The following is a 25,001-nucleotide window of genomic DNA, read 5'->3' as shown; positions in this document are numbered from 1 at the left end:
CCCTCAGAATCCGAAAATTCCCGCAGGGAGCGAGATGTTCATCATTGTTTTAAACACGACGTAAGTGCTGACTGTCGCGATGGATGGCACCAGCAGACACATTTTCCATTCGAGCCCTTCAAGCCATCGCATGATGATGACGAGTAGTAAAAAACTACAGACAAAAAAACCAAGCGTTTCAAATGAAAAAATAAACAACAAGATCAATCCCGTGATGGCCAATGCGCGCCACCACATCACACCTTTCCATAGATCGCTGACTCGCGTTTGCGTAGCAGGGTCTGCCCTGTAGGATTGCACGACAATAATCAGCGCCATTAGCGCGACAAAGCTGCCTGCCACGAAGGTGAGGAAACCGGATCCTGGCTCCTGCATGGTCCCAAGTTCCAGCCCCAGTCCGCCATATGCCGCAGCGCAACCAAATAACAACCAGAAGAGCCCGCCTATACGCTCAGCATTCATGAGTGTGTCCTCCCTTGAAGAGCAAGAATTCCATTAGGTGGACTCGTCTTGATGTCGGCAAAGTATTCTCTTGGCCCAGTCGAGGCGATTTTTATATTCAAATCAAAGGTGCTGCGATTTTTTAGAGTGCGGCGTGGCATCTAGGTCTCCCGTCATTTTGCATCGCTGGACCATTCTGTGGGCCCAGGCGTACTCAGTGCTGACGTCATCCTAGGTTGTGGCGATATGCTTGTCAATCATGCAGAGTGTGCGCCTAATTGAGTGACGTTGACATCGGATTCATGCTGGTATTACTCTCAATGCATAGTGTATCGAGCGACCATTCAACTTATTTATAGTTTAAAAAAACACAGGAGCAGACATGTCAGACTTACCCAAGCGCGTACGGATTCTTGAAGAAGGCCCTCGTGAAGGCATGCAAATTGAGAAGGGTCCGATTCCGACATCCCGCAAAATCGAGTTGATTGATAGCTTGTCTGAAACGGGGCTCGAACAGATTCAAGTCACCTCTTTCGTCAGCCCGAAAGCTGTGCCTCAGATGGCGGATGCACCAGAGATTGTCGCCGGATTCAAGCGCAAACCTGGCGTGCGCTATACAGCGCTTTGGTTAAACGACAAAGGATTAGAGCGTGCGATTGCGACAGAGAAGCTCGATATTCGTGGTTCTCTTTCACTGACTGCCTCAGAAAAGTTTTTATTGAGAAATCAAAAGCGCACGCTTGAGCAAAACATCGAAGCGGTTCGCTCCATGATTGGCATGTTTAAGCATTACAACGTACCGATCAATCGGGCCAGCATCATGGCGGTATTTGGTTGTAATTTTGAAGGCGACATCCCGATATCTCGCATATTGGACATGATTCAAACGTTTTATGATTTGTCAGAAGAGCATGATTTCAAGCTGGAGGTTTTGTCGCTTGCCGATACGATGGCTTGGGCCACTCCCGGCTCGATTCGCAAGGTGGTTGGAGCTGTGCGAAATAAATATCCCGACTTGCAGTTGTCTTTGCACCTCCATGACACGCGTGGAATGGGGATCGCCAATGCCTATGCTGGGATGGAAATGGGGGTCGCGATCTTTGACGCGGCCGTGGCTGGATTGGGTGGATGTCCCTTTGCTTCCCATTCCGGAGCATCGGGCAATGTATGCACTGAAGACTTGGTGTTCATGTGTCAAGAAATGGGGATCGAGACAGGGATCGATCTGGAGAAACTCATCGAGTCCGCTTTATTGGCCGAGCAAGTCGTCGGTCATCCGCTACCTGGTTCCGTCATGAAAGGAGGCTCGCTTGATCGTCTGCGTCAGAAGGTGAAAGAGTCAATGGCTGCTAGCGCTTAAGGAGTTCTGATATGACAGACATTACTCGGGATCTTGGGGAGTTTGCTGCGAACCTCAAGTATGAACAGATTCCTGCCGCAGCGATTGAGGTCATTCATACCGGTTTCGCGGATTGTGTAGGCGTCATGCTCGCGGGCCGCCAGGAGCCGCCGACGCAAATTCTGACGCAGGTACTCTCGCCGCCGCCTGGACCCGCAACCTTGGTGTTTGGTTCGAGAACGGCGAGTGCAATGGATGCCGCATGGATCAACGGTGTCGCTGCACATGCATTGGACTTTGATGATGTCGCCATCAAAGGCCATCCCAGCACGGTGCTGGTACCTGCTATTTTGGCGGAGGCGCAAGCGCTTGGTTCAACGGGCAAAGAAATGATGGTTGCCTACGCCGTCGGGTATGAGGTCTGGGCTGAACTCGCAAGGCGCGATCCAGATCATTACCATACCAAAGGTTGGCATCCGACAGGTATTCTAGGTGCGATTGGCGCTGCTGCGGCTTGTGCTTCATTAAACAAGCTCAATGCAGAACAATGTGCAATGGCTATCTCGCTCGGTGCCTCTCAGAGTGCCGGCATCATGGCTAACTTTGGCACGATGACCAAGCCTTTTCATGCCGGGCGTTCTGCTCAGTCTGGCGTGTTGGCAGCGCGTCTTGCAAAGGCGGGATTCACTGCATCGCTTGATGCGCTTGAGCATCCTCAGGGCTTTTTGTCTGCAGTGTCGCCAAGCGCACGTTTTGATGTCTCCTCACCTGTTGAGGCTGGTAATAAATGGAAGCTGACAGTCAGTAAGTTATCCGTCAAGAAATACCCACTTTGTTTTTGCACGCATCGCGCGCTCGATGGAATGCTTGATCTTGTCGCGGAGCAATCCTTTCAGCCAGAGGAAATTGAAAGCATCAGCGCACGTACCAGTTTGCGAAACACCAAAGTGCTGCGCAATCACAATCCTCAGACAGGTCTTGAAGCCAAGTTCAGTATGGAGTTCGCAATGGCCTCGTGCGTGGTGGCTCAGCGTGCGGGTTTGACAGAACTGGTGGATGATTTTGTTCAACGCAAGGATATACAGGACTTGATGAAAAAGGTATCGGTCGAGGCCGATGAAACCGAACATCCTGATTTACCGGGCTACTCTCCTTTCGATCAGATCACAGTCAAACTTAAAAATGGACAAGTGATTAAGAGTCGGGAGGTGGTGGCGGTGCGAGGCGGTCCTGACTTACCGCTGAGCCGTGAGCACTTGTGGACCAAGTTTGAGGATTGCGCGCGTGTCGGGAATGCAGAGTTTTCAGCCCTGAGTTTGTTTGATGCGCTCATGTCTCTTGAAACAGTTGCCAAGGTCTCCGATCTGCCAGGCTTGGCTTCCGGGAAAAAGTAATGTGCTTGATGCTTACTGTCAGGTGTTTTTATTTTCAATAACAAACAGGGCGAATGCTTCACGCATTCACCCTGTTTTGTTCTGCGCAGTATCTGATCAGCCGACGTATTTTCTAATCATGCCAAGTGTGCGCTCACGCGCAAGTTTGGCGGATTCAGCATGATAGGAGCCGCGGTGATCGCAGTTAAATCCGTGATCGGCAGGGTAGAAAAAAGCCTGTTCATTTGGATACGCGGCCACAACTGCTTTAGCTTTTTCCATGGGAATCGACTGGTCCGTCTCGCCAAAGTGGAACATGACTGGGCATAGTGGCTTTTCAGTTAAGAAGTTGGGGATGCCGCCACCGTAGTAAGGCGCAGAGCAGCTAAAGCCGGGTACGCGGCTCGCCGCAAGCCATGCGACAACGCCTCCCCAGCAATAGCCGACGATTGCAGCTTTACCAGCGGATTTGCCAAATTCGAGAACGGCAGCCACATCGAGCATGGCGTGATCAAAGCTCATTTTTTTCATGACTTCGACGCCGGCCATGATTTCTGACTGTGAGTAGCCGGTGTCGTACTTTCGCTGGACGCGATCGAATAAAGCGGGAGCGACAGTCAGATAACCATCGGCGGCATAGCCATCCGCAACGGATTGAATATGTTTGTTGATGCCGAAGATTTCTGGTGCGATCACCACGAGTCCGCGCGGTTTGCCGGCGGGCTCTGCAACGTAAGCGTCAAACTCGTGACCATCGGATGCCTTGAGCTGAATTGTTTTACCCATATTGATCTCCTTTTTGAAAACGCTACAAAATTATATGCAATTAACTGCTAGTCTTAGTGTTTGTTTGATACGAATTTGAGACTGGAGAACGCAGTATGACAGATCCCTTGACCCAGATTCTTGTGCCGACCGGAGCGCTGAGAGTCGGACTCTATCCGGGAAGCCCTGGATCGCTCATTGTCGGCGAATCTCCCTCTGACAACAAGGGCTTGGGCTTTGAGCTGGGACGAGCGTTTGCCCAGTTCCTGAGCGTGCCGTTCGAGCCAGTTGTTTTCTCGACAAATGGCGATATATTGGCTCAAGCGAAACTTGAGCATCTCGATTTTGTATTTGTAAATGCTACCCCTGTACGTGCCGAGTATCTCGCTTTTAGTGAGCCCTTGCTTTTTACGGATCAAACCTATTTGGTGGGGCCGCGGTGCCCTATACAGAAGATTGATGAGATTGATATGCAAGGAATCACTGTTGGCGTCTCATCGGGAAGCACGTCTGAGGCGACGCTTCCAACATTGCTTAGACAGGCACGCGTTGTGTCAACGAATAGTCTTGAAGAAGTGATTGGCTTGCTTACCTCAGGTGTGATTGATGCCTTTGCTACAAACAAAGCGATTTTGTCTGAGATTGCAGATCATGTGCATGGTGCACGTATTCTTGAAGGTGCCTGGGGACAAGAGAAAATTGCGATAGGTATCCCAAAACCTAGAGCGCAAGCCTTGCATGTGCTGGAACGGTTTTGTCTGCAAGTGAGACAAAATGGTTTACTCGCTGAGGCTGTGCGTCGCGCGGGCATGCGCGGCGCACACATTTAAAGCTTGATGATCAGAACGTTTTAGTCAGGGAGATGAGCAAGCCGCCTTTGCCGAGATTCTGAAGCTGTGGGTTGACATAGGATCCATCTTTAGCGTTTGTGCCGACATAGGCCATCGAGCCTGAGAATCCACTACCGAAGTCTTTCGTGACACCTAATTTCCAGTCTGTATAAGAAAACAAACTGCTGTTGGAGATGCCGCTTCCAGCTACCTTGCCTGCAACATATTGGTATCCGACATGTGCGTTCAGAGACAAGCCCCACACCCCCGTATCGTAGTTAACTGTCAAGTCGGTATAGTTTGAGCCAACGCTGTTCGCAGTGCCGAAGAGGGTAGAGGCAGCCCAGGAAAATTTAATAAATCCTGTTACTGCGTCGAGCGTAAAGTTTTGTGCGGCATATAACTCAGTTGTATTGGGATTTGCTGCGAATGCTGAAAGATTTGTAGTGGGATAGTAGTATTGCAAGATGCCTACATCCGCCACAAAGCCTTTTGACCATTCATATTTAAATCCACCATAGAAATCCATTTCAATTGGCGCACTGGCATTGTTTCCAGCCAACGATGCGGCGTCGGATATCCAACTGATCGAAGAGTTCCAATTACCAAGATAAAAGCCGCTAGAGTGCGCATAGTCAAAGCCCCCTTGTATAGCGGGCCTGAAGTTTGATTGTGAAATGCCGCGATAGCGATAGTCATTCGTTAAAGAGAGATTGGCTGTAAAAGGGCCGGGTGTGACGATAGAGGCAGGCTCTACAGCTGTGGGACCGCTCTGAGCTGATGCTGAGGGTAGCGCGAGGATGGATGCCGAAATGACCGCAGCGCTGGTGCCCAAAGCGCTTAGTACGCGTGGATGACTCATAGTGCCCCCTGGATTGAAAAGTGGTGTTGAGTCAGACACCAAGCAATATGCATGCCAACCCGGTTGCGTGTGGGCTGTAGATGATTGCTGCTTGAGGGTTAGTTGTATGACCGTTGATGCTGGATGTGGCAGTGCATCAAATAAGGGATGCACATTGCTTCACGCTGGTGCAGGATTGAAAAACGCCCCACCTTTGCAGTCTATATCACTGCAAAAGTGAGGCGAGTGGTTCGGGATGTTTGCTTTAAGATATTAAATTAATCAGCTGTCATCTTTGCGCGGATAATCACGTCTTTCCACTTTGCAGTTTCAGACTTGATAAACGCGGCATACTGCTCAGGGGTGCTGCCGACAACTTCTGTCGCCGTATCGACGATGCGCTTGTTGACATCAGGCATGGCAAGCACTGTCGCAACGTCTTTAGACAGTTTGTCGATAATCGGCTTTGGCGTTCCGGTGGGTGCCATAAAGCCAAACCAAGCGGTGATTTCAAAGTCTTTGACGCCACTCTCGATCATCGTTGGGATCTGAGGCTCTGCTGGCGAGCGCTTGTCGCTCGTGATCGCCAGTGCACGCAACTTTTGCGCACGGATATGTGGCAAGAGCACAGGCGTGTTGTGAATCAGAATTTCGATCTGTCCGCCCAAGCCGTCTGTTGTCATTTGAGCGCTGGATTTGTAGGGAATACCAACGATCTGGATGTTCTCGACCAGATTGAGCAGCTCGCCCGTCAGGTGCTGCGTGGTACCGGGGCCCGCTGTACCGTAACGCAACTTGCCAGGATTTTTTCTGGCTAAGGCAATCAACTCTTGAATATTGTTTGCCGGGACTGAAGGGTGTACGGTAATCCAGTTGGGCGTTTTCGTAGCCAGGCTGACTGCGACCAAATCTTTGCCGGGACTGTAAGGCAGTTTGCCCGGTCCCATCAAACTTTCGGCAACAGCGATCGGTCCGATGGTGTTGTACAGGAAGGTGTAGCCGTCTGGCGCGGATTTAGCCACGCGATCCGTACCGATCGTACCGCCTGCGCCGACAACGTTTTCAACGACAACGGGCTGACCCCACATTTCGGAGAGCTTTTGGCTGATCAGGCGAATCTGACCGTCCGGAGCGCTACCTGGGGGCGCCGGTACGATCATGCGGACTTGTTTTTCAGGCCATTTAGTTTGCGCGTGCGCAACATCTGGGGCGACGAGGCCATAGGCCATCAATGATGCAAGGGCGGCGGTGATACCGCGTTTTAAGGTCAATTTCATTATGTCTCCTGATGTCATTCAAATTTGACGACTTATTCTAAACAACTAAGCGCCTGCAATGTCACATCGGTTTCCCTAGATGGCTCTAAGGAAAAATATGCTAAATGCAATAACAAATTATCTATTTAACAATTATTAAAAATAGTTCTATTTAATGATCTCTGGGTTGTGTTCACCCAATCGGGGAGGACGTCTGCCTGCTTGACCAGGTGTACCTGATAGTTTTATGGGAAGACCGATTCCGCGATAGTCGGATCGTTCGATAATCATTTCCCTGGCATGGGCGTGCGGCTGCTGCATAGCCTCTGCGACATTGAAAACAGGACCTGCGGGTACGCCGACAGACATGAGGGCTTCGCACAGTTCAGAACGTGAGAAGTCTTTGAGCACCTCGGCCAGTGTCTGGCGCAAGGCTAGGCGGTTAGCCATACGCGCGCTGTTTGTATGAAAATCAGGGTGTTCACTGAGATCAGGGCGATTGATTTGTTTGCAGAAGCGAACAAATTGGGCATCGTTGACGATCCCCAAAAACATTTGACCGTCACCTACATCAAAGCGGTCGTAGGTGGGAATGTTTGGATGCGCGCTGCCAAGCAGCCCAGGAATCGTGTCGGATGTCATCCAGTTGACGCCATGCGGTATGAGCATGCTGAGTGCGGTATCGAATAGGGTTGCGTCGACACGTTGTCCGCGTCTGGTTCGTTGCCTGGCTAGAAGCGCCATCAAAATTCCAGAAAAAGCGGTATATCCCGTGACCTGATCTACGATAGGTATACCGATACGCGTGGGACCGGAATTGACGTCGCCGTTGATGCTCATCAGACCGCACATCGCTTGTAAAACCGCATCGTAACCCGGTCGCCCACCCAGAGGACCGGCTTTACCAAAGCCTGAAATGCTGCAGTACACGAGCTGAGGAAATTGCGAGGTCAGTTCGGACTCGTAGCCTAGGCCCCATTTTTCCATCGTACCGGGTAAAAAATTTTCAATCAGTACATCGGCTTCAGCGAGAAGCTCTAGAAGGATGTTTTTGTCTGAAGGTTCGGCTAAATCAAGGCAGATACCGCGTTTGCCGCGATTGAGCGCGTAGAAATAAGCAGCCTGTCCGGGTTCGATAAAAGGAGGGCCGAGACGACGTGTCTCGTCGCCTTGCGCAGATTCGACTTTGATCACATCGGCGCCGTGATCGGCCAGCATTTGAGCGCAAAGCGGGCCGGCCACTACGCGTGACAGATCCAGAACACGAACGCCAGCCAGCGAGCCATTACTTTGCGGCGGGGTCAGCCATGCGTTCTCTGTCAGGTGCTTAGTCATTGGCTCATCCGCGGCTAGGCAGCTCGACAATGCCTGAGCCCAGCACTGAGAGCTCTTGATCTTGGTTGTGAGCCTCTTGAGCGATCTCAACTAAATAGCGATCGCCCTCTTTGTATTTTCTAACGACTTTAGCCTGGATGAAAATCATATCGCCCTCGGGGTTATGACGTCTAATCTTACACTCAGCTTTGCGCAAAAAGCCATCATCACCCATCCAGTTAGTGAGTTGATGCATGAGCCAAGAGCTCCGCTCAGGACCATAATCATAGGCGCCTGGCGCGCCAACCTCCAGTGCGAAGTCTTCTTCCCAGTGCACACGCTCGGGCACATCCGGTATGCCAAAGCGGTTCTTGATGCCGACGCCGGGATGTGCGTCGATCAACTGCCATGCGAGCTTATTGGCGCGAATGTAAAGACCGCCCCAGCCTTGTGCGTAGGCAATAAAACCAGTGACAGTCATTGGGCCCTTGAATAAAACGGGAAGTGCCTCGCCTTCGGTGACGTCTTCCCAATAACGAGTGTTGGCGCCCCGCACTTCTTCATTTGCATAAAGCTTATAAGCTTCCTTGATCTGTTCGTCGGAGTAGGTGACATGTCCTTTTTCCTGGACTGATTTGTACTTGGTACCCTTTTCGCGTGCATGATCACGTTCGGTGCGGAAGCACCATGTATCGGCTTCGGCAAGCTTATCGCCTGTTTGATTGAAAAAATCCACATGATAGATTTGCTGAATTGCTTTGCCAGCAAAGCGGGTCTCATGTTCGATGCAGTCCTTGAGATAGGCTTCGGTACTGATGACATCATTGCGCTTCGCATATTTGTGCCAAGTCCAGTCTGATCCTGACCACATCGCATGTACGCCTGGTAATCCCCCAACGTAACCTGACACAATTCGACTGGTTGAGTATAAAAAACTTGGCAATGCAACAAGACCGCCGTGTTTGGTTTTGGCTGCATAGTCAGGATCGCACCAGAGTGGATTGTCATCGCCAATGCCGTGCGCGTAATGTCTTATGTTGTCTCGTGTCGCTTCGTAACACCAAGGTTCGGCCGTCGCACCGATCTTGACGCCAATCCGTCGACGCAAATCATCGAGACCTTGCTCGGTTATTTTCGGAAAATTTCTTTGACCAATTGGGGAAGATGACATGTGTGACTCCGGGCTCATGAATGTGATGTGGATATTGGTATTAACTTGCGAATTTAAAAAACTGAATGACGAAGGATCCTATGTCCGAGGATGCACAAGTTCAAGTTCGCGCAATTTTTTTCGGTGCACTTTGCCGGCTGGTGTCTTGGGAAGTTCGCTGACAAAGCTAATTTGTCGAGGATATTCATGCTGACTTAGTCGACTGCGAACGAGATGCTGAATTTCTTCGATAAATTGATCATCTCCCGGGCGGCGGGCCACAACAAAAGCTTTGACTGACTGGCCACGCAAGGGGTCGGGTACCCCAATCGCTGCCGCCTCTATTACGTCAGGGTGTTTGAGAATCGCGTCTTCTATTTCTACTGCGCTCATCGTCCAGCCCGCGGAGATAATCACATCGTCCGCACGACCACCGTGATAGAAGTAACCGTCTTCGTCCGTTCGGCCGAGATCTTTAGTCGGGATCCATTGTCCCTTTCTCCAAACCTTCAGTTCACCGGTGACACCGGGAGGGCAGGGCTGTCCATTTGCATCTTGAACCTGCACTTGTGCACCCGGAATGGCTTTGCCCAGTGAGCCGTGTTTAACGGGAAAATCTTTCGCCCCCGGGTAGCTCACCAGTATGACACCTATTTCAGTCGTGCCATACATACTGCAGACTCTCAGGCCAAAGGTCTGGTCGATGAACGCTTCTGTCGCACTATCGATCGGCTCACCAGTGAAAGACATTTTCTCCAGGCAGAAAGTGTAGCGATTGGCCACATCCGCGTTTTTCATCATCCTGTAGTGCGTCGCAGCGGCAGAGATGTTTGTGAATCGATGGTCTTGCAAACTTTTGAGTAGACGTTCGGCATGGAATTTACCGGCGAATGCACCAACAGTCAGGCCTAGCGCCATGGGAGCTAATGTCCCATGCCAAAGCCCATGCCCCCATGCTGGTGAAGAAGGACAGAAAAAGCGGTCACCCGGTCTGAGTCCTGTGCCGTAAAGTGCTGCGACCATCAACGTCACAATTGAGCGATGTTTGTGCTTAACCGCTTCGGGAAGTTCGCGCGTTGTTCCGGAGGTATATTGAAAAATTGCAAAGTCATCTGCGCGTGTTTGCGTCTCGAACTTAGCGGAAAAACGACTGATTCCAGAGATAAAGGTGTCGTCAGCCAAGCAGGTGCGTTTCAGTGTTTCCTGATCAACGATGCCAATTTTTTCGGCGTTGGTGAACAGCATGGCCGGCGCACAGTCTTGAATGCGCAGTTGCAAGCCATCCGGACCAAACAAGGTAAAGAGAGGCACTGCGATGCCCCCCATCTTCATGATTCCGTAGACGCAGGCATAAAAAGCCAATGAGGGCTCCAGCATGACGGCTACCCGATCACCTGCCTTGACATGTTGAGACACTAAAAAGTGCGCAACTTGAGAGGAACGCTCAGCAAGCTCTCGGTAGGAAATGATTTCGTCCGGACCATCTGCCCGGATCACAATCAACGCAGTGTCATCGGTGTGGGCATAGCGATCGACACACTCATGACTAATGTTTAGGTGTTCTTTGTCACCATCAAAAAGCTCCCATAGCTTTTCCGATGAAAAGTGCTTTTGCGCATCCTCATACGAAGTGTATTCGGTCAGCTTTTTCATTGTTTGTCTCGAAATGTTTTTTAAATCTGTGCAAGAACCACTTTAACGAGCGAATATTTTGTTGTCAAATAAAAATAATTATTGTATTAGTACAATAATAAGGTGTAATATTTTCATATGAAAAAACAAACTGAGTCGCCAGCAAAATTGCCGCGTATCCGACCTGTTCCCGCAGTGTCGAGGGCTATCGCCATTTTGCGTCTCTTGGGTAAAGCGCGCGAGCCGATGGGCGTGAATGCGATTGCCCAGGCATTAGCCTTGGTGCCCAGCACCTGTCTGCATATTTTGAGAGCGCTAGTCGAGGAGAGGCTAGTCACCTTTGATCGCTTAACCAAGCACTACAGGTTGGGAGCGGGGATGCTGAGTCTCGCGCGTAGCGCGATTGAATCCAATTCGTTTCCATTGAAGGTTCAGCCGGCATTGGATCGACTATCTACAAAATGGGGAGTGACGGCAATCGGCGTCGATGTGAGCGATCCTGAACAAATGGTAGTGGTTGCGCTTTCACATTCAAACATACCTTTCAGATTGCACGTCGATGTCGGAAGTGTGTTTCCTGCACTGTTGAGTGCGACAGGACGCTTGGTTGCCGCCTTTGGCGAGCAGCCAGCGATGGAGCTTAAAAAACGATTTGCAAAATTACGATGGGATCAGCCCCTTGATTATGAAGATTGGAGTAAAGAGGTCGCTTTTGCGAAAAAAAATCATTACAGCATCGACCGCAACACCTATATCGCTGGTGTTTCGATAGCTGCCGTACCTGTCCTAGCGCCAAATGAAAAGATCACGCACACGATTGTTTGTGCGTCTCTCATGGATGCGCTTAATAAAACACAAGTCAAGCAACTGATCAGGGAAATGCAGGCTGAGGCGCGATCGATCGCCGAAGAACTGTTTGTTTAGAGAATAAGTAATAAATATTAAGGAATAGAAATATGACTCAGCCATTTCAGCCAGAAGAGCACGGCTGGAGCTCCGTGCGTACGGCAGGTTTTTTCACTACGATCGGTCCATTGTGGTGTCGCAAAGTGGGTGACAGTTGGGAGTATGGTTTAGTAATAGAAAAGCAACACGAAAATCCGCTTGGAATCTCGCATGGCGGCATGCTGATGACATTGATGGATCAGGCGATGAGTATCGTTGCCTGGCATCAGGCGGAGCGTCAGTCGTGCGCGACGATTCAACTCGATACGCATTTTCTCGCACCATCTAAAGCAGGGGACTTTGTAGTCGCGCGAATAGATGTGACAAGAAAAAGTGCGAGTTTGATATTTTTACGTGGCGTGCTGTCCGTGGATGATCGTGAAATTATGACTGCTCAGGGTTTGATGAAGATTGTGCGTCGCTCAACGGACTGAGACTGATAACTGCCTGAGCAATGTTGCCAGCTTTGCATAGGCATCTTCGCGTGATGCTGGATGCGGCCCGACATGGACACCTTCTCCAGGGTGAACGCCATTCGGGACATCTTTACGCAAACGGACCTTGCCGACAGGGCTATCGAAGCCGTGGTGTGCATCTGGATAGACAAATACGCTTGCACCGATGCGTTCACCCAAAGCGATGCAAGGTTTTGGTGGAGTCCAGTCGTCCTGGCCGCCAATAAAGAGCGTTAAAGGAATGCGCGTGCGAAAGTCACGGGCCAGTTGTTGGGAACAGCCAGGGTAAAAAGCGACAGCCTGATCAATGAAGGCTTCTGCAGGGCTCCGCGACTCGATCGTTTGCAAAACCGTTGTGCCTCCGTTGGACCATCCGAGCAAAACACTTTTAAGTGAGGATGGCGAGGTAGACTTATTTGAATCATTCACCCAGTTTTGTTCTCTCACCCAGCGAGCGGTTGCGAGCGCGTCATTTTTTCGATCTGCTTGTTTGATGGTGCGTTCAGAAAATTTCTGAGTGCATATTTCCCTGCGGCCACGGTTACTGAAACTATCTGGAAACACGGCAATCCAATCAAGATCGTTCGCAAATTTCGCCATTGCTGCGTGTCTTGCTGAGAGTCGATCGCCTTGAGAGGTGTTGGTCGATAGCAATCCGCCACAGCCATGAAGAGCGATAAGTACGCCTTTTGGCGTATTTGGAGGGGTGAAGACATGCAGCGAAATGTCGCCTTGGTTGGGTATTGACAACACTGTGCGATATGCCCGCTCAGCCGCATAAACACTAGTGTTTTGAGCAAAAAAAATAAGAATGACACTAAAGAAAATATATTTGAATTTAGGCAATTGTGTTCCAATCACAAAGAGTATCAAGCATTATAAAAAATACGTTCAATAGTTATATCCGATCATCGGAGATCAATAATGAAATTTACGCTAAAAAAGAGCGCCTTAGCCCTTGCGATGGCTGCGGGTGCGCTAATGTCTACTCAGGCCTTAGCTCAAAAAAAACCTAACATTCTGATCCTGTGGGGCGATGATATTGGTCAGTTCAATATCAGTGCGTACAACATGGGCATGATGGGTTACAAAACGCCCAACATCGATAGTATCGCCAAACAAGGCGCACTCTTCACCGACTGGTATGGTCAGCAGAGCAGTACTGCAGGGCGTGCGGCCTTCATCACTGGCCAATCTCCGATTCGAACAGGTTTGACAAAAGTCGGCCTGCCCGGAACACCCGAGGGCATGCGCAAAGAAGATCCTACGTTAGCCACATTGCTCAAAGCACAAGGCTACAAGACAGGCCAGTTCGGCAAGAACCACCTTGGTGATCGTGATGACATGCTGCCGACTGCGCATGGTTTCGACGAGTTTTTTGGCAACCTCTATCACCTCAACGCCGAAGAAGAGCCTGAGAATCCAGACTATCCTAAAGATCCAGAATTTAAAAAGAAGTTTGGTCCACGCGGCGTGATCCATAGCTTTGCAGGCGGTCAGATCAAGGATACTGGGCCACTGACACGTAAGCGTATGGAGACCATCGATGATGAGGTCATGGTCAAGACACTTGATTTTATGGAACGCGCCAAGAAAGAAGACAAGCCATTCTTTATCTGGTGGAACTCCACACGCATGCATATTTTCACGCATTTGAAAGAGTCCTCCAGGGGTAAGACGGGTCTGGGCGTTTACGCGGACGGTATGGTTGAGCATGATGGCCACGTTGGTCAAATCCTTGCCAAGCTCAAAGAGCTCGGCCTGGATGAAAACACCATCATCATGTATTCAACAGATAACGGCGCAGAAACTTTCACGTGGCCTGATGGCGGCACGACGATGTTCCGCGGCGAAAAGAATACAAACTGGGAAGGTGGTTACCGCGTTCCTGCGATGATCAAATGGCCAGGTGTGATCCAGCCTGGCACCATCAACAACAATATCGCTGCACATGAAGACATGCTGCCAACGTTGCTGGCTGCCGCAGGTGATAAAACTGTCAAACAGGATTTGTTGAAAGGTCGCAAGATTGGTGACATGACCTACAAGGTTCACCTTGACGGATATGATCTTGGCCCAGCACTGAAAGGCGAGAAGCAGCCTTGGCCACGTCGTGAATTTATCTACTGGACCGATGATGGCAGCGTTGCTGCTTTGCGCTACGATAACTGGAAGGTTACCTTCCTGCAGCAGGAAGCCGAGGGTCTGGAAGTCTGGCAAAAACCCTTCACAGTACTTCGCGCTCCAGCGCTGACTAACTTGCGCATGGATCCGTTCGAGCGTGCGCAGCAAGAGCATGCGATGGGATATCAGCGCTGGTATCTCGACAGGATGTTTGCGATTGCTCCTGCCGGTGCTTACGTAGGCAGATGGTTACAGAGCTTTAAGGAATTTCCTCCTCGTCAAAAGCCTGGTAGTTTTAACTTGGACCGTGTAATGGAATCGGTCACACGTTCGCAGCAAAACTAAATATCTTTGCATTTTTTGTGAACGATAGAAGTTAAAAAAAACTCCGCCCTCAACCGGCGGAGTTTTTTTATTTACGTTTATGATGACGCAATCAGGAGAGTCCAATGAAGAAATTGATTGCCGGATTGATGTTATTTATCGCGGCCAACGCGTTTGCGCAAGGTCTGTTGCCCTCTTGGAATGAGGGGCCGAGCAAGCAAGCTGTATTAAGCTTCATCGATAAAACGACTACGCCGGATAGCCCTGACTTTGTGCCTGTCGCTGAGCGAATTGCCGTTTTTGACAATGACGGTACCTTATGGAGTGAGCAGCCTATTTATGTTCAGATCGCGTTCACGATTGATCGCATCAAAGCACTTGCTCCGAATCATCCAGAATGGAAGACGACCCAACCCTTTCAGGCTGTACTTGAAAATGACTTGAAAAGTGTATTGGCTTCGGGGCAAAAGGGGTTGTTTGAACTGATTGCCGCCACGCATGCAGGTGTCGATACCGAGACGTTCAGAAACACGGTTGAACAATGGTTGAAAACTGCTCGACATCCTCGCACAGGCCGGCCATACACAGAGATGGTTTATCAACCGATGTTGGAGCTGCTGGCGCATCTTGAGACGCGTGGCTATAAGACTTACATCGTATCGGGAGGGGGCGTTGAGTTCATGAGACCCTGGACTGAAATGGTCTATGGCATTCCACCCGAGCGCGTCATTGGCAGCTCGATCAAAACTAAATTTGAAATCGTCGAGGGGCAACCAAGGTTGATTGGTTTGCCTGAGCTTCAGTTTATCGATGATGGTGAAAATAAACCGATTGGTATACAGCAGCGCATTGGACGCCGTCCGGTGATGGCGTTTGGGAATTCTGATGGTGACCGAGAGATGCTTTTATGGACAACTGCTGGCAAGGGACCGCGCTTCGGTATGTTGATTCACCATACGGATGATGTGCGCGAGGTTGCTTACGATCGCCAGTCCTCGATTGGTCGATTGAATGCAGCACTCGATATGGCACCCGAAAAAGGCTGGATAGTCGTGGACATGAAGCGCGAGTGGAAAGAGATCTTTCCACCCCAAAAATAAACTATGCAGGCAGTCGACCGAGATGCCTGAGAATGCGCACCACATCTGGGCCGATGTGGTCATAAAAATGGTAGAGGCCGGAGCACAGATAATTCAAGCCCGGTTCACCATCTCGAGTCTTGATGAGCCTATTTTTAGGGCATTCACCCCAGCATAGTTTCAAGTAATCACAAGAGCGGCATTGTTTGGGAAGCGTATCGCGCTTATCCATGCCAAACTTTTCCTGCACTGCGGAAAAGGCCATGTCCCCAAGGTGAGTCTCAGCAATGTTGCCAAGCCGATACTCTGGGTAGACAAAGTGATCGCAGGAGTACACCTCGCCATCATGTTCGACGGCAAGACCTTTGCCGCAGAATTCTGCTTGTGTGCAGGTTTGAGCGGGTAGGCCGGCGGCTTGTGCAATTGCAGTTTCAAATAAATTGACGTGAATGCGGCCGTAATCGGTGGCAAGCCACTCGTCCCACACTCCCGCCAAAAATGTGCCATAGTCATCTGGATCGACAGACCAGTCAGTCACGATCGACAAGGGATGGCCAGGCTTGGCGCGACTCGTATCCTGCATTGGCGCGCTTGAAAAGTCCATTTTGCCCGGCGCAGCTTCTTTGAAGGCTCGGGGTTCGACGGCGGGATTGAATTGAACCCGCCAACTACCCACTTCGTCAACAAGGAAACGGTAAACCTCTTTTGGGTGTTTAGCATTGGCGCGATTCACTACACATAGCGCGGCAAAAGAAACCTCTGCCGCGACGAGTTTGCGTGCCGCGCTCATCACCAGATCAAAGGTCGGCTTGTTGTTACGCGTTTTTCTGTAGCGGTCGTGGAGATCCCGCGGCCCATCAATAGACAGGCCAACATGGAAATTGTGTTTTTTCAGGAAGGCAATCCACTCATCATCGAGCGCGATGCCATTTGTTTGTAAATCGTTTTCAATCCGCTGTCCTGGCTTGGCGTATTTGGATTGCAACGCAACGACCCGTTCGTAAAAAGGCAGGCCCATGAGGGTGGGTTCACCACCTTGCCATGAAAAAACGACTTGTTCACCTGTTTGACTTTCGATGTACTGGCGAATGTGCTGCTCAAGTGTTGGTTCGTCCATTCGCGCATGAGGCTTATGGTCGAGCAAGTCGGTCTTATGCAGATAAAAGCAATAGTCACAGTCAATATTGCACTCAGCGCCGGAGGGCTTGTTCATCGCATGAAAGCGATAGTGTCTTCCGGCGGGAAGAGCAGGAAGCTTAAGTTCAGGCTTCAACACAGTGCGCACTTATTTTTCGATTTTGGTGATTTTGTTGCCCTGGATGCCGATGCCAGCCATGAGGCCTTTTTGACCAAATACAAACGCATAAATATCTTTTTGCATCGTGGTTGTCGTGGTCGAGTTGCCCATACCCTGATCGACGACTACGACGCTTGGACCGACGCCGACCTCAAAGCCTTGTGCCACATTCAGTGCGTTGACAGCCTGTTCCGTCATAAAGAACATCGCGTACCCATACTCTTGGGCGCCCGCTTGAAAACCAAAAGAAGCACCACCCGTATTGTAAAAAGCGGAGGCCTTATCGCCGCGCCACAATACACCTTCACCATACTGGCCGCCGATCATGAGGCCAGCTTTTTTGACGCTTGGAAAAACTAAAATCGCAGCAGCCTTGGTGCTGAGTTCTTTTGCAACGGCATTTTGGGCGATCAGGCTGTTGAGCGCGGCACGTGAACTGCGCTCGAGCGCTGCGCGATTTTCGGCGTGAGCGCTTGAAGCGAATAAGGTGGCAACTGAAAGGGAAAAGAGGAATAAAGCCTTGCGAAAGGTCAGAGTCATGATATTTTTAAAAAAGATTAAAAAATAAAAGGATCAGAATACACGCAAGTTAAATGATTGGGTACTATTCTCGATCTCTGAATGGTTCCAAAGCGCGACAGGGTCCCAGAATCGTCATCGTAACAATGGATTCCCGCAACTTGGCGCGTGTGCCAAGATGAGCTTGCCTCGCTAGAGATCTATTTGGCGTACGCTCTTTGGCGTGCGTGAGGGCTAGGTTAACCGCTGATTGAATTCCTGGCGTTGAATGAATCTCTGGCGTTGGAAGAACCGCAGGCGCCACTACAGCTGCCGTCGGGTCTTCAGATAAAGGCTGCGGGAAATTCCACTCTTCAAGATCTGTACCTTGAGTCGGTACCTTTTGAGTCATGGTCTCTTGGTTACCCGACATTTTTTTCAGCTTGATCGGGGACGAGTTGGTTTTGAGCCGGCGCTTTGAGCGCTCGTTGATATAAACGATCAACGCGGCGAGGCCTGCAAAAAGTGCAATGGCCGAAACGAGTTCTCCGTCAAACATCTTTTTTATTTCCGCGGCACAGAAGGTGTTGCATCGTCAGGTGTTCCTGCAATCGTGTCACGCATTTGCGTATCCGCTTGCAGGTTTTTCATGCGGTAGTAATCCATGATGCCCAGATTACCTTCGCGGAAAGCCATCGCCATGGCATGTGGGACTTCGGCTTCTGCCTCAACCACTTTGGCGCGCATCTCTTGTTCGAGAGCGACTGCCATCGCGCGTCGCTCTTCGGCTTTGGCTTGAGCGATTTGTTTGTCAGCATTGGCCTGGTCGATTTGAAGTTTGGCACCAATGTTTGCGCCGACATCGACATCGGCGATATCGATGGAAAGGATTTCATACGCCGTGCCGGCGTCCAAGCCCTTGCTCAAAATATGCTTGGAGATATGATCGGGATTTTCCAGCACGCTTTTGTGATTGAGTGCCGAGCCGATCGTGCTCACCATGCCCTCGCCAACACGCGCGATGATGGTTTCTTCGCCAGCACCACCGACTAGCCTGTCGATATTGGTGCGAACCGTGACGCGTGAAACGACGATCAGTTGGATACCGTCTTTTGCCACGGCAGCGATACGCGGCGTTTCAATGACTTTAGGTAACACCGACATCTGAACGGCCTCAAGTACATCGCGCCCAGCCAGATCAATGGCTGCCGCCCGTTTGAAAGGTAGAGGAATGTTTGCCTTGTCGGCTGAAATCATCGCGTTGACAACACGAACGACATTACCGCCTGCAAGAAAGTGCGCTTCAAGATCATTGACTGAAATTTCCAGACCTGCTTTGACCGCGCTGATGCGAGCGTTGATGATAGTGCCTGGCGGGACTCGACGCAGACGCATGGCGATTAAAGTAAAAATCCCGACATAGGCACCCGAAGCCCATGCTGCAATCCATAACGGAAGCGGCACGAGATAGAGCACCAAAATAATAATGGCGATGAGTGGTATGAGTAATCCAAGAGACCCGATCAGGCCTGTATCAAATGCAAGCATTTCTCGCTCCTTAACTTAAGATGAGGGTCCGACGTCGCGCTGAACCACGATGCGGTTACCGTCTACGTGCATCACGCGAATCGGTGTACCCGCATCGATGAACTCGCCGTCTGAAACGACGTCAATTCGGTGACCTTGGAAATCAGCAATTCCTGCGGGTCGAAGTGCGCTGTGTGCGTGGCCTGTTTTGCCAAGCCACTGGTAGTCAGATGGAGGCGTCGATGAAAAACCATCCGAAGCATCGAGTGCCGTACTCAGGATAAGTTTTCGACCAATTGGTAATTTGGGTAGGAACTTAAGAAAGAGCGCACTGAGAATCACGGCAAGCACCAGAGAAAAACCCATGCGTGCAACGGCCCAAAGAATAAAACCGGAATGACTGCCTGCGCCGAGTGTGCTCATGACCAAAGCGCCAAGAAGGGCCAGAAGTCCCAAAATCCCGACGATACCAAAGCCGGGAATCACGAAGAGCTCAAGTGCAAATAAAAAGATACCAATGACAGCGAGCAGGAGTTCTTCCCAGCCAGCGAGCTGCACGAGCCAGTGTCCCCACATGAATAAAGAAAGGCTAGATAAACCAATCACACCCGGAATGCCAAAACCAGGCGTGCGCAGTTCTAAAAAGATACCGAGCATCGCAACGCTGACTAAAAGCGAGCTCACGACAGGGTGGGTAAGAAAGCGAACAACTTCTTCCGCCCAGTTTGGGGTAAAGGTGCGAATCTCCGGATTCTGGATGTTTAGTTCTTTGAGAAGCGCCTCGATAGAATTAGCTTGCAGGTCGGCCACTTTAAGTTTCAGTGCCTCCTCTGTCGTGAGCGTGAGTAGCTTGCCTTTTTCGCTTATTTCTGGAATCACGACGTCACTGTCGACCATTGCTTCGGCGATAAGAGGCGGCCGTTTGCGGCTTTCGGCTGTGGCCCGAAACTCTTTACGCACATAAGAAACTGTTTTTTCTGAAGTGGGGGCGGTTGTGGTGCCTGAGGGTCCGGCCTGAACAGGTGCCGCTGCCCCGATTGTGCCTCCCGGAGCCATCGCGATGGTTTGTGCCGCCAGACTAATTAACGCGCCTGCGGAAATGGCTCTCTTGTCGATAAAAGCAATTGTTCTTACCGGACTGTTTAAGAGCGCATCACGAATTTGAACGGCAGCATCGACGCGACCCCCGAACGTATTGATATCCAGGATCACGGCAACAGCTTTATTTTTTTGAGCTTCTTCGAGCACACGCTCAACGAAAGGCGCTAGCCCCAGGTCAATGATGCCTTTTATTGGAGCAACATAAACAATGTTGTTCGTGGAGGCCGTCGTTTGGCCATAAAGCGACACGCTCGCGCCAAAGAGACCCAGCGCAAGCAAACTCAAATACAAGAAAGTTTTCTTTACGAAGCTCATAACCTGAGTGTACAGGGGATGAGCAGATCTCTCGAGATTTTTTAGGACTATTGCCAATCGAAGATGGATCTACATTTAGTAAAACGATTGATCTTCAGTGGAAAGAAGAGGGAATGCGCTGAGCGCGCCCGAGGGTTCGAGCGCCCTTGCGGCATGCAGGTAGCTCGCATCAAGTTCTTTCAGGCTGTTCACACCTAATAGTCCCAGGCAGATATTGACTTCGGCTTCAAGCAACTCAAGTGTGCGGACGAGGCCGGCTGTACCATTTGCCGCCAGCCCAAAACACTGCATACGACCTATGCCCACCATATCTGCGCCGGATGCAATGGCTTTGACAATATCAGTGCCCCGGTTGATGCCTCCATCTACGATGACGGTCGCTTGTTGCTTGACTGCCTGGACGACCTCGGGCAAAACGTCCATTGAGCCTCGACCGTGATCAAGCTGTCGACCGCCATGATTAGATACATAGACCATGTCGACGCCATGGTCGACGGCCATGGCTGCGTCTTCGGCTGTGGCAATGCCTTTGAGGATGAGCGGGATCTTGAGCTTGGATTTCAGGCGATCCACGTCCCGCCACGTTAATCTGGGTTGATGCTCGCGACCGGGAACGGCGCTTCGGCGGATGTTGCGTTTCGCAAGATCTCTTTCACGACGGCTGTAGAGTGCCGTATCAACGGTCAGGCAAAACGCAGCATTACCGTGGGCCTCGGCGCGGGCAGCGATTTCATCGACCCAGGCTGGATCGCCATGAACATAAAGTTGGAAAAGACGTAGAGCATCGGGCGCCGCTTGCTGAACTGCTTCGAGGCCAGGTTCGCATACCGAGCTCAGCATGTGCGCAACACCGAATTCAGCCGCCGCGCGCGCAGCTGCCGCGCCTGCCTCTGGCGCAAAGAGCTCGAGACTTCCTACAGGTGCCAGGATAATCGGGAGTCTGAGCGCACGACCCAGAAAGGATGTACTCCCCGAGACGTGGCTGACGTCGCGCAGTACCCTGGGGCGAAAGGCGAGCGAATCAAGCGCAGCTCTGTTGCGTCTTAATGTGGTTTCTGTTTCAGTGCCGCCGACAATATAGTCCCAGTGATCATGATTCAGTTTCTGACGTGCTTTTTGGATAATTTCGTGGAGCGTTAAAAAAGTCTGTTGTGAGCTTGTCATGTCTGGAAGTTGGCTGCATTTGAAGTTGGATGGTTTACCATGAAGTTAGGCGGCAGATGATCTTTTGTCAACACCGCCCACGCATGCCGCTTCTCAATTTTTTGGTGATCAATATGAGTCAAGACTTCCTTTCACACATTGCCCCGACTGGAACCCTCAGAGCCGGTATTAACCTGAGTAATTTTTTGCTTGTGACGGGCAAGGATGAGGCGGGTCTGCCCACAGGCGTCGCACCCGATATGGCCAGGGCAATCGCGGAGAAACTAGGTGTAGACCTCGAACTGGTCCCCTTCGCGAATCCTGGCGCACTGGCCGATGCCGCGCTTGATGGCGTGTGGGATATCGGTTTGATCGGATCGGAGCCAGCTCGCGCCGAAAAAATAGACTTTACAACGGCTTATGTCGAAATCGAAGCAACCTATCTCGTGCCGGCCGGCTCTACGTTGCGCCATGCCTCTGAGGTCGATCGCCCGGGCAATCGCATCGCGGTCGCCGCGCGGAGTGCTTATGATTTGTGGCTGGTGAGAAATATCAAACATGCCGAACTGATACACGCTGAGGGATTTGATGCAACGCTCGAAATATTTGTCAAACAGAATCTCGAGGCCATGGCGAGTTTGAAGCCCGGATTATTGAGCGATGTCGAAAAGGTACCGGGCTCCAGAATCCTGGAAGGGCAGTTCACCGCGGTACAGCAGTCAATCGGTGTGCCGAAAGGACGTGCGCAAGCCGCTAAATGGTTGCAATCTTTTGTTCAAGAAGCAAAAGTTTCTGGCGTTGTCGCTGAACTCATCGCCAAACATCATGTCAAAGGACTATCCGTTGCACCCTGAGGGCAGATTAATCTGGCTATAACTAATTAAATAGAGACAGAACGACAGAACTTGTATTTAATAAAGACTTGCAGTTTATTGATGGAGAGCGCTATGAAAAATACCAAAGAAACGAGTCAGGATTCCTCCGCTCAGGAAAAGCTGCTTGAGGGCATGAAAGCCGCGCTTGATGAGGCAGAGGGTTTTCTGAGAGAGGCTGCATCTGCCAGCGGCGATCAGGCGCAAGCGCTGCGCGCCAAGGCTGTTGAGTCGTTGCAAGCGACACGCGAGGCCCTTCACGACACTAAGGTTTCAGTTTTGCGCGAAAGTCGCCGCGTCGCGCGCGAGGCTGATGAGTATGTGCATGACAATCCTTGGCAGGCAATTGCTGCGGCTGGCGTGATTGGTCTACTCATCGGCGTACTCATTAGCCGTCGTTAACCAACGATGAGCGTACGTGAAAATCTGAGTGTAGTGGCAGCAGATCTGGTTTCAATGCTGCGCACGCGTATCGAGCTTTTTAGCGCTGAAGTAGGCGAGCAAAAGCATCGTCTGTCAATTCTTGCAGCGATGCTTTTAGCCGCAGGCGTGTTTATGCTGCTGGCCATCGTGATGGTTTCTTTTTTAATCGTCGCCTTTTTCTGGTCGACGGAATATCGCTATTGGGCCGTCGGCTTACTGTCATTGACTTATGCGCTGATCGGTATAGGCTTGGTATGGAACGTTTGTCATCGTTTGAAAACTGAGGCTTCGCCCTTTTCCGCGACGCTTGAAGAGCTTCATCGCGATCTAGTTGTACTGGGAAGCTTGCGTGATTCTTTTGCCCAAGGGGTAAAAGATCCAGACTCGACGGCGAAACCAGTCAGGGGACATCATGAATGATCGGCGCGTGATCCTCCCGGCACGTCAAGCTCGGATTGAGTTTTTACGGACACGGGCTGCGTACGAAAGGGAGGCTTTGTCCTTCCATACCGCACAACTTGGTCGTGAAGTCAGCCCTAAGCGATGGCTTGGCAAGCTGTGGCATTCAGGTCGAGACGATCAGCTTGGTTCGCACTCCGGTATTGCCGGGCTGTTAGGTCAAGGACTTTCATTGGCGAGTCAGTATCCCTATATTGCGGCATCCCTATCTTCTTTGTTGCTTGGTAAACGTTGGCGTTGGGTGAAATGGCTGGGAGCTGGTTTTGCCGTCTGGCAAGCCGTCTCGTCAAGCAGATCAAAAGATCCGGACACGGAAACAGAGCCCTCGGATTCACGTTAAAGTTTTTTATCGCTTGAGATAGGCTCGCCGAGCATGCGCGAGTTTTGATCGGTGCGAAAGACGAGGGGATGTTCAGTGCGGGCTTGCGCATTGACAGTGTGCAGAGATGCTGCTGCATTGATCGCCAGTTTCACAACGTGGTGGTTTGGCGATTTTGAGCAAACAGGATCCGTTGCTGCGGGATCACCCGTGAGTAAAAACGCTTGGCATCGACATCCGCCAAAATCTTTTTCTTTTTCCGGACAGGAGCGACAAGGCTCTTGCATCCAGTCATCGCCTCGAAAGAAATTGAAGGCCTGACTGTCATACCAAATCTCACGAATCGAGTGGTCTTTCACGTTCGGGATATTGAGACCAGGAAGCTCCCTGGCATTGTGGCAAGGTAGTGCGGCCCCATCTGGTGCAATGTCAAGAAAAATCGAGCCCCAACCATTCATGCAGGCCTTGGGGCGCTCTTCAAAGTAGTCCGGTACGACAAACAACAGTTTGCATTGTTTACCAATTTTCTCGCGATACGAATTGACAGTCGCTTCGGCCGTGACGAGCTGTTCGCGGGTAGGTAAAAGCTGTTGTCGATTTTTCATCGCCCAGCCGTAATACTGCGTGTTTGCAAGCTCCAGGTACTCGGCACCCAACTCGAGCGCCATATCGATGATTTTGTCGACATGCGGGATATTGTGACGATGCAAGACAACATTCATGACCATTGGGTAATCGTGTTGTTTGATCAGTGCGGCGACTTTCTTTTTGAGTTCAAAGGTTTTTGTGCTGCTTAGAAAGTCGTTCATCTCTTGAGTCGAGTCTTGAAATGAAAGTTGAATGTGATCAAGCCCTGCTTTTTTCAGCGAGGTAATTCTTTTTTCATTCAGCCCAACGCCTGACGTAATTAGGTTCGTATAAAAGCCAAGCGCTCTTGCTTCAGCGACCAGAATATCAAGATCCTCGCGAAGCAATGGTTCGCCACCTGAGAATCCGAGTTGTGCCGCGCCGAGGGCACGCGCTTCTCGCATGACACGAATCCACTCTTGCGTATCAAGTTCGTTTTTGATGTTTGCGTAATTCACTGGGTTGTAGCAAAAGACGCAGTGCAACGGGCAACGGTATGTGAGTTCGGCAAGTAGCCAGAAAGGCGGATTGATCGCAGGCTGAGTCATAAAG

Annotated in this window: 26 protein-coding genes; 11 read left to right on the top strand and 15 right to left on the bottom strand. The window is 50.8% G+C overall.

Going from position 1 to position 25,001, the window contains the following annotated elements:
- Window positions 1–3: 3 nt before the first annotated feature.
- Window positions 4–462: a tripartite tricarboxylate transporter TctB family protein gene (locus tag QWY27_RS06645; protein WP_290195977.1), complete on the bottom strand. Its 459-nt coding sequence runs from the start codon at window positions 460–462 to the stop codon at window positions 4–6.
- A gap of 361 nt (window positions 463–823) precedes the next feature.
- On the opposite strand from QWY27_RS06645, the gene QWY27_RS06640 reads away from it, so the two are divergent.
- Window positions 824–1,801 carry a hydroxymethylglutaryl-CoA lyase gene (locus tag QWY27_RS06640; RefSeq protein ID WP_290195975.1) on the top strand — a complete coding sequence of 326 codons (978 nt, stop codon included), beginning with the start codon at window positions 824–826 and terminating at the stop codon, window positions 1,799–1,801.
- Between the two features lie 11 nt (window positions 1,802–1,812).
- Window positions 1,813–3,174, top strand: coding sequence for an MmgE/PrpD family protein (locus QWY27_RS06635; RefSeq protein WP_290195974.1), 1,362 nt, complete (start codon window positions 1,813–1,815; stop codon window positions 3,172–3,174).
- Window positions 3,175–3,270: 96 nt separating this feature from the next.
- On the opposite strand, the gene QWY27_RS06630 is transcribed toward QWY27_RS06635, so the two are convergent.
- A complete protein-coding gene (locus QWY27_RS06630) occupies window positions 3,271–3,939 on the bottom strand; it encodes a dienelactone hydrolase family protein (RefSeq protein WP_290195972.1) in 669 nt (222 codons plus the stop codon).
- Window positions 3,940–4,034: 95 nt separating this feature from the next.
- Between QWY27_RS06630 and QWY27_RS06625 the strand changes: the two genes are divergently transcribed.
- Window positions 4,035–4,748, top strand: a complete 714-nt coding sequence (locus tag QWY27_RS06625; protein ID WP_290195970.1) for a type 2 periplasmic-binding domain-containing protein — start codon at window positions 4,035–4,037, stop codon at window positions 4,746–4,748.
- Between the two features lie 10 nt (window positions 4,749–4,758).
- Here the strand turns inward: QWY27_RS06625 and QWY27_RS06620 are convergent, their stop codons facing one another.
- The 5 genes from QWY27_RS06620 to QWY27_RS06600 form a co-directional block, all read right to left on the bottom strand.
- A complete protein-coding gene (locus tag QWY27_RS06620) occupies window positions 4,759–5,610 on the bottom strand; it encodes a TorF family putative porin (RefSeq protein WP_290195968.1) in 852 nt (283 codons plus the stop codon).
- 257 nt (window positions 5,611–5,867) lie between these two features.
- Entirely contained in the window at window positions 5,868–6,866 is a 999-nt protein-coding gene (locus tag QWY27_RS06615) for a Bug family tripartite tricarboxylate transporter substrate binding protein (protein ID WP_290195966.1), read from the bottom strand.
- 147 nt (window positions 6,867–7,013) lie between these two features.
- A complete protein-coding gene (locus tag QWY27_RS06610; RefSeq protein WP_290195965.1) occupies window positions 7,014–8,180 on the bottom strand; it encodes a CaiB/BaiF CoA transferase family protein in 1,167 nt (388 codons plus the stop codon).
- A 4-nt stretch (window positions 8,181–8,184) separates the two neighbouring features.
- Window positions 8,185–9,330, bottom strand: a complete 1,146-nt coding sequence (locus QWY27_RS06605; protein WP_290195963.1) for an FAS1-like dehydratase domain-containing protein — start codon at window positions 9,328–9,330, stop codon at window positions 8,185–8,187.
- 78 nt (window positions 9,331–9,408) lie between these two features.
- Window positions 9,409–10,962 (bottom strand): acetate--CoA ligase, encoded by a 1,554-nt coding sequence (locus QWY27_RS06600; protein ID WP_290195962.1) that lies wholly within the window; start codon window positions 10,960–10,962, stop codon window positions 9,409–9,411.
- A 117-nt stretch (window positions 10,963–11,079) separates the two neighbouring features.
- Here QWY27_RS06600 and QWY27_RS06595 point away from each other — a divergent pair, with 117 nt between their 5' ends.
- Both QWY27_RS06595 and QWY27_RS06590 read left to right on the top strand, forming a co-directional pair.
- Entirely contained in the window at window positions 11,080–11,865 is a 786-nt protein-coding gene (locus tag QWY27_RS06595; protein WP_290195960.1) for an IclR family transcriptional regulator, read from the top strand.
- Between the two features lie 32 nt (window positions 11,866–11,897).
- Window positions 11,898–12,320, top strand: a complete 423-nt coding sequence (locus QWY27_RS06590; protein ID WP_290195958.1) for a PaaI family thioesterase — start codon at window positions 11,898–11,900, stop codon at window positions 12,318–12,320.
- Here QWY27_RS06590 and QWY27_RS06585 read toward each other — a convergent pair.
- Window positions 12,309–13,187, bottom strand: coding sequence for a dienelactone hydrolase family protein (locus tag QWY27_RS06585; protein WP_290195956.1), 879 nt, complete (start codon window positions 13,185–13,187; stop codon window positions 12,309–12,311). The genes QWY27_RS06590 and QWY27_RS06585 overlap by 12 nt on opposite strands.
- 78 nt (window positions 13,188–13,265) lie before the next feature.
- Here QWY27_RS06585 and QWY27_RS06580 point away from each other — a divergent pair, with 78 nt between their 5' ends.
- Both QWY27_RS06580 and QWY27_RS06575 read left to right on the top strand, forming a co-directional pair.
- Window positions 13,266–14,810, top strand: a complete 1,545-nt coding sequence (locus QWY27_RS06580) for an arylsulfatase (RefSeq protein ID WP_290195955.1) — start codon at window positions 13,266–13,268, stop codon at window positions 14,808–14,810.
- Window positions 14,811–14,914: 104 nt separating this feature from the next.
- The gene (locus tag QWY27_RS06575; RefSeq protein ID WP_290195953.1) at window positions 14,915–15,889 is read left to right on the top strand and encodes an HAD family hydrolase; all 975 of its coding nucleotides are present in this window, start codon (window positions 14,915–14,917) and stop codon (window positions 15,887–15,889) included.
- A gap of 1 nt (window position 15,890) precedes the next feature.
- On the opposite strand, the gene QWY27_RS06570 is transcribed toward QWY27_RS06575, so the two are convergent.
- The 6 genes from QWY27_RS06570 to QWY27_RS06545 all read right to left on the bottom strand — a co-directional run bounded on the left by QWY27_RS06570 (window position 15,891) and on the right by QWY27_RS06545 (window position 21,770).
- Window positions 15,891–17,153, bottom strand: a complete 1,263-nt coding sequence (locus QWY27_RS06570; protein WP_290195951.1) for an anaerobic sulfatase maturase — start codon at window positions 17,151–17,153, stop codon at window positions 15,891–15,893.
- Window positions 17,154–17,705: a lipid-binding SYLF domain-containing protein gene (locus tag QWY27_RS06565; RefSeq protein WP_290195950.1), complete on the bottom strand. Its 552-nt coding sequence runs from the start codon at window positions 17,703–17,705 to the stop codon at window positions 17,154–17,156.
- Between the two features lie 64 nt (window positions 17,706–17,769).
- Window positions 17,770–18,222 carry a hypothetical protein gene (locus tag QWY27_RS06560; protein WP_290195948.1) on the bottom strand — a complete coding sequence of 151 codons (453 nt, stop codon included), beginning with the start codon at window positions 18,220–18,222 and terminating at the stop codon, window positions 17,770–17,772.
- A 5-nt stretch (window positions 18,223–18,227) separates the two neighbouring features.
- Window positions 18,228–19,211 carry a flotillin-like protein FloA gene (gene floA / locus QWY27_RS06555; protein WP_290195946.1) on the bottom strand — a complete coding sequence of 328 codons (984 nt, stop codon included), beginning with the start codon at window positions 19,209–19,211 and terminating at the stop codon, window positions 18,228–18,230.
- 15 nt (window positions 19,212–19,226) lie between these two features.
- A complete protein-coding gene (locus QWY27_RS06550) occupies window positions 19,227–20,582 on the bottom strand; it encodes an NfeD family protein (RefSeq protein ID WP_290195944.1) in 1,356 nt (451 codons plus the stop codon).
- A gap of 99 nt (window positions 20,583–20,681) precedes the next feature.
- Entirely contained in the window at window positions 20,682–21,770 is a 1,089-nt protein-coding gene (locus QWY27_RS06545) for an alpha-hydroxy acid oxidase (protein WP_290195942.1), read from the bottom strand.
- Window positions 21,771–21,883: 113 nt separating this feature from the next.
- On the opposite strand from QWY27_RS06545, the gene QWY27_RS06540 reads away from it, so the two are divergent.
- From QWY27_RS06540 to QWY27_RS06525, 4 genes are all read left to right on the top strand, one after another.
- Window positions 21,884–22,603: an ABC transporter substrate-binding protein gene (locus QWY27_RS06540; protein ID WP_290195940.1), complete on the top strand. Its 720-nt coding sequence runs from the start codon at window positions 21,884–21,886 to the stop codon at window positions 22,601–22,603.
- Window positions 22,604–22,696: 93 nt separating this feature from the next.
- Window positions 22,697–23,023, top strand: coding sequence for an ElaB/YgaM/YqjD family protein (locus QWY27_RS06535; protein ID WP_290195938.1), 327 nt, complete (start codon window positions 22,697–22,699; stop codon window positions 23,021–23,023).
- 6 nt (window positions 23,024–23,029) lie between these two features.
- The gene (locus QWY27_RS06530; protein ID WP_290195935.1) at window positions 23,030–23,464 is read left to right on the top strand and encodes a phage holin family protein; all 435 of its coding nucleotides are present in this window, start codon (window positions 23,030–23,032) and stop codon (window positions 23,462–23,464) included.
- Window positions 23,457–23,843, top strand: a complete 387-nt coding sequence (locus QWY27_RS06525; protein ID WP_290195933.1) for a hypothetical protein — start codon at window positions 23,457–23,459, stop codon at window positions 23,841–23,843. Before QWY27_RS06530 ends, QWY27_RS06525 begins: the two co-directional genes overlap by 8 nt.
- Here the strand turns inward: QWY27_RS06525 and pqqE are convergent.
- Complete coding sequence (gene pqqE, locus QWY27_RS06520) at window positions 23,840–24,997, bottom strand: pyrroloquinoline quinone biosynthesis protein PqqE (RefSeq protein WP_290195931.1); 1,158 nt, start codon at window positions 24,995–24,997, stop codon at window positions 23,840–23,842. The genes QWY27_RS06525 and pqqE overlap by 4 nt on opposite strands.
- Between the last annotated feature and the right edge of the window lie 4 nt (window positions 24,998–25,001).

The sequence above is a fragment of the Zwartia vadi genome (genome assembly GCF_030410375.1).
Classification (GTDB): Bacteria; Pseudomonadota; Gammaproteobacteria; order Burkholderiales; family Burkholderiaceae_B; genus Zwartia; species Zwartia vadi.
The sequence above is the reverse complement of the archived record's forward strand: the minus strand, read 5'-3'. Positions and strand labels throughout refer to the sequence as shown.

Coding starts and splice junctions, on each gene's coding strand:
- QWY27_RS06535 (WP_290195938.1), top strand. CDS start 22,697: ATGAAAAATACCAAAGAAACGAGTCAGGATTCCTCCGCTCAGGAAAAG.
- QWY27_RS06645 (WP_290195977.1), bottom strand. CDS start 462: ATGAATGCTGAGCGTATAGGCGGGCTCTTCTGGTTGTTATTTGGTTGC.
- QWY27_RS06560 (WP_290195948.1), bottom strand. CDS start 18,222: ATGTTTGACGGAGAACTCGTTTCGGCCATTGCACTTTTTGCAGGCCTC.
- QWY27_RS06630 (WP_290195972.1), bottom strand. CDS start 3,939: ATGGGTAAAACAATTCAGCTCAAGGCATCCGATGGTCACGAGTTTGAC.
- floA (WP_290195946.1), bottom strand. CDS start 19,211: ATGCTTGCATTTGATACAGGCCTGATCGGGTCTCTTGGATTACTCATA.
- QWY27_RS06625 (WP_290195970.1), top strand. CDS start 4,035: ATGACAGATCCCTTGACCCAGATTCTTGTGCCGACCGGAGCGCTGAGA.
- QWY27_RS06635 (WP_290195974.1), top strand. CDS start 1,813: ATGACAGACATTACTCGGGATCTTGGGGAGTTTGCTGCGAACCTCAAG.
- QWY27_RS06540 (WP_290195940.1), top strand. CDS start 21,884: ATGAGTCAAGACTTCCTTTCACACATTGCCCCGACTGGAACCCTCAGA.
- pqqE (WP_290195931.1), bottom strand. CDS start 24,997: ATGACTCAGCCTGCGATCAATCCGCCTTTCTGGCTACTTGCCGAACTC.
- QWY27_RS06545 (WP_290195942.1), bottom strand. CDS start 21,770: ATGACAAGCTCACAACAGACTTTTTTAACGCTCCACGAAATTATCCAA.
- QWY27_RS06590 (WP_290195958.1), top strand. CDS start 11,898: ATGACTCAGCCATTTCAGCCAGAAGAGCACGGCTGGAGCTCCGTGCGT.
- QWY27_RS06580 (WP_290195955.1), top strand. CDS start 13,266: ATGAAATTTACGCTAAAAAAGAGCGCCTTAGCCCTTGCGATGGCTGCG.
- QWY27_RS06565 (WP_290195950.1), bottom strand. CDS start 17,705: ATGACTCTGACCTTTCGCAAGGCTTTATTCCTCTTTTCCCTTTCAGTT.
- QWY27_RS06615 (WP_290195966.1), bottom strand. CDS start 6,866: ATGAAATTGACCTTAAAACGCGGTATCACCGCCGCCCTTGCATCATTG.
- QWY27_RS06600 (WP_290195962.1), bottom strand. CDS start 10,962: ATGAAAAAGCTGACCGAATACACTTCGTATGAGGATGCGCAAAAGCAC.
- QWY27_RS06605 (WP_290195963.1), bottom strand. CDS start 9,330: ATGTCATCTTCCCCAATTGGTCAAAGAAATTTTCCGAAAATAACCGAG.
- QWY27_RS06610 (WP_290195965.1), bottom strand. CDS start 8,180: ATGACTAAGCACCTGACAGAGAACGCATGGCTGACCCCGCCGCAAAGT.
- QWY27_RS06620 (WP_290195968.1), bottom strand. CDS start 5,610: ATGAGTCATCCACGCGTACTAAGCGCTTTGGGCACCAGCGCTGCGGTC.
- QWY27_RS06595 (WP_290195960.1), top strand. CDS start 11,080: ATGAAAAAACAAACTGAGTCGCCAGCAAAATTGCCGCGTATCCGACCT.
- QWY27_RS06640 (WP_290195975.1), top strand. CDS start 824: ATGTCAGACTTACCCAAGCGCGTACGGATTCTTGAAGAAGGCCCTCGT.
- QWY27_RS06575 (WP_290195953.1), top strand. CDS start 14,915: ATGAAGAAATTGATTGCCGGATTGATGTTATTTATCGCGGCCAACGCG.
- QWY27_RS06525 (WP_290195933.1), top strand. CDS start 23,457: ATGAATGATCGGCGCGTGATCCTCCCGGCACGTCAAGCTCGGATTGAG.
- QWY27_RS06530 (WP_290195935.1), top strand. CDS start 23,030: ATGAGCGTACGTGAAAATCTGAGTGTAGTGGCAGCAGATCTGGTTTCA.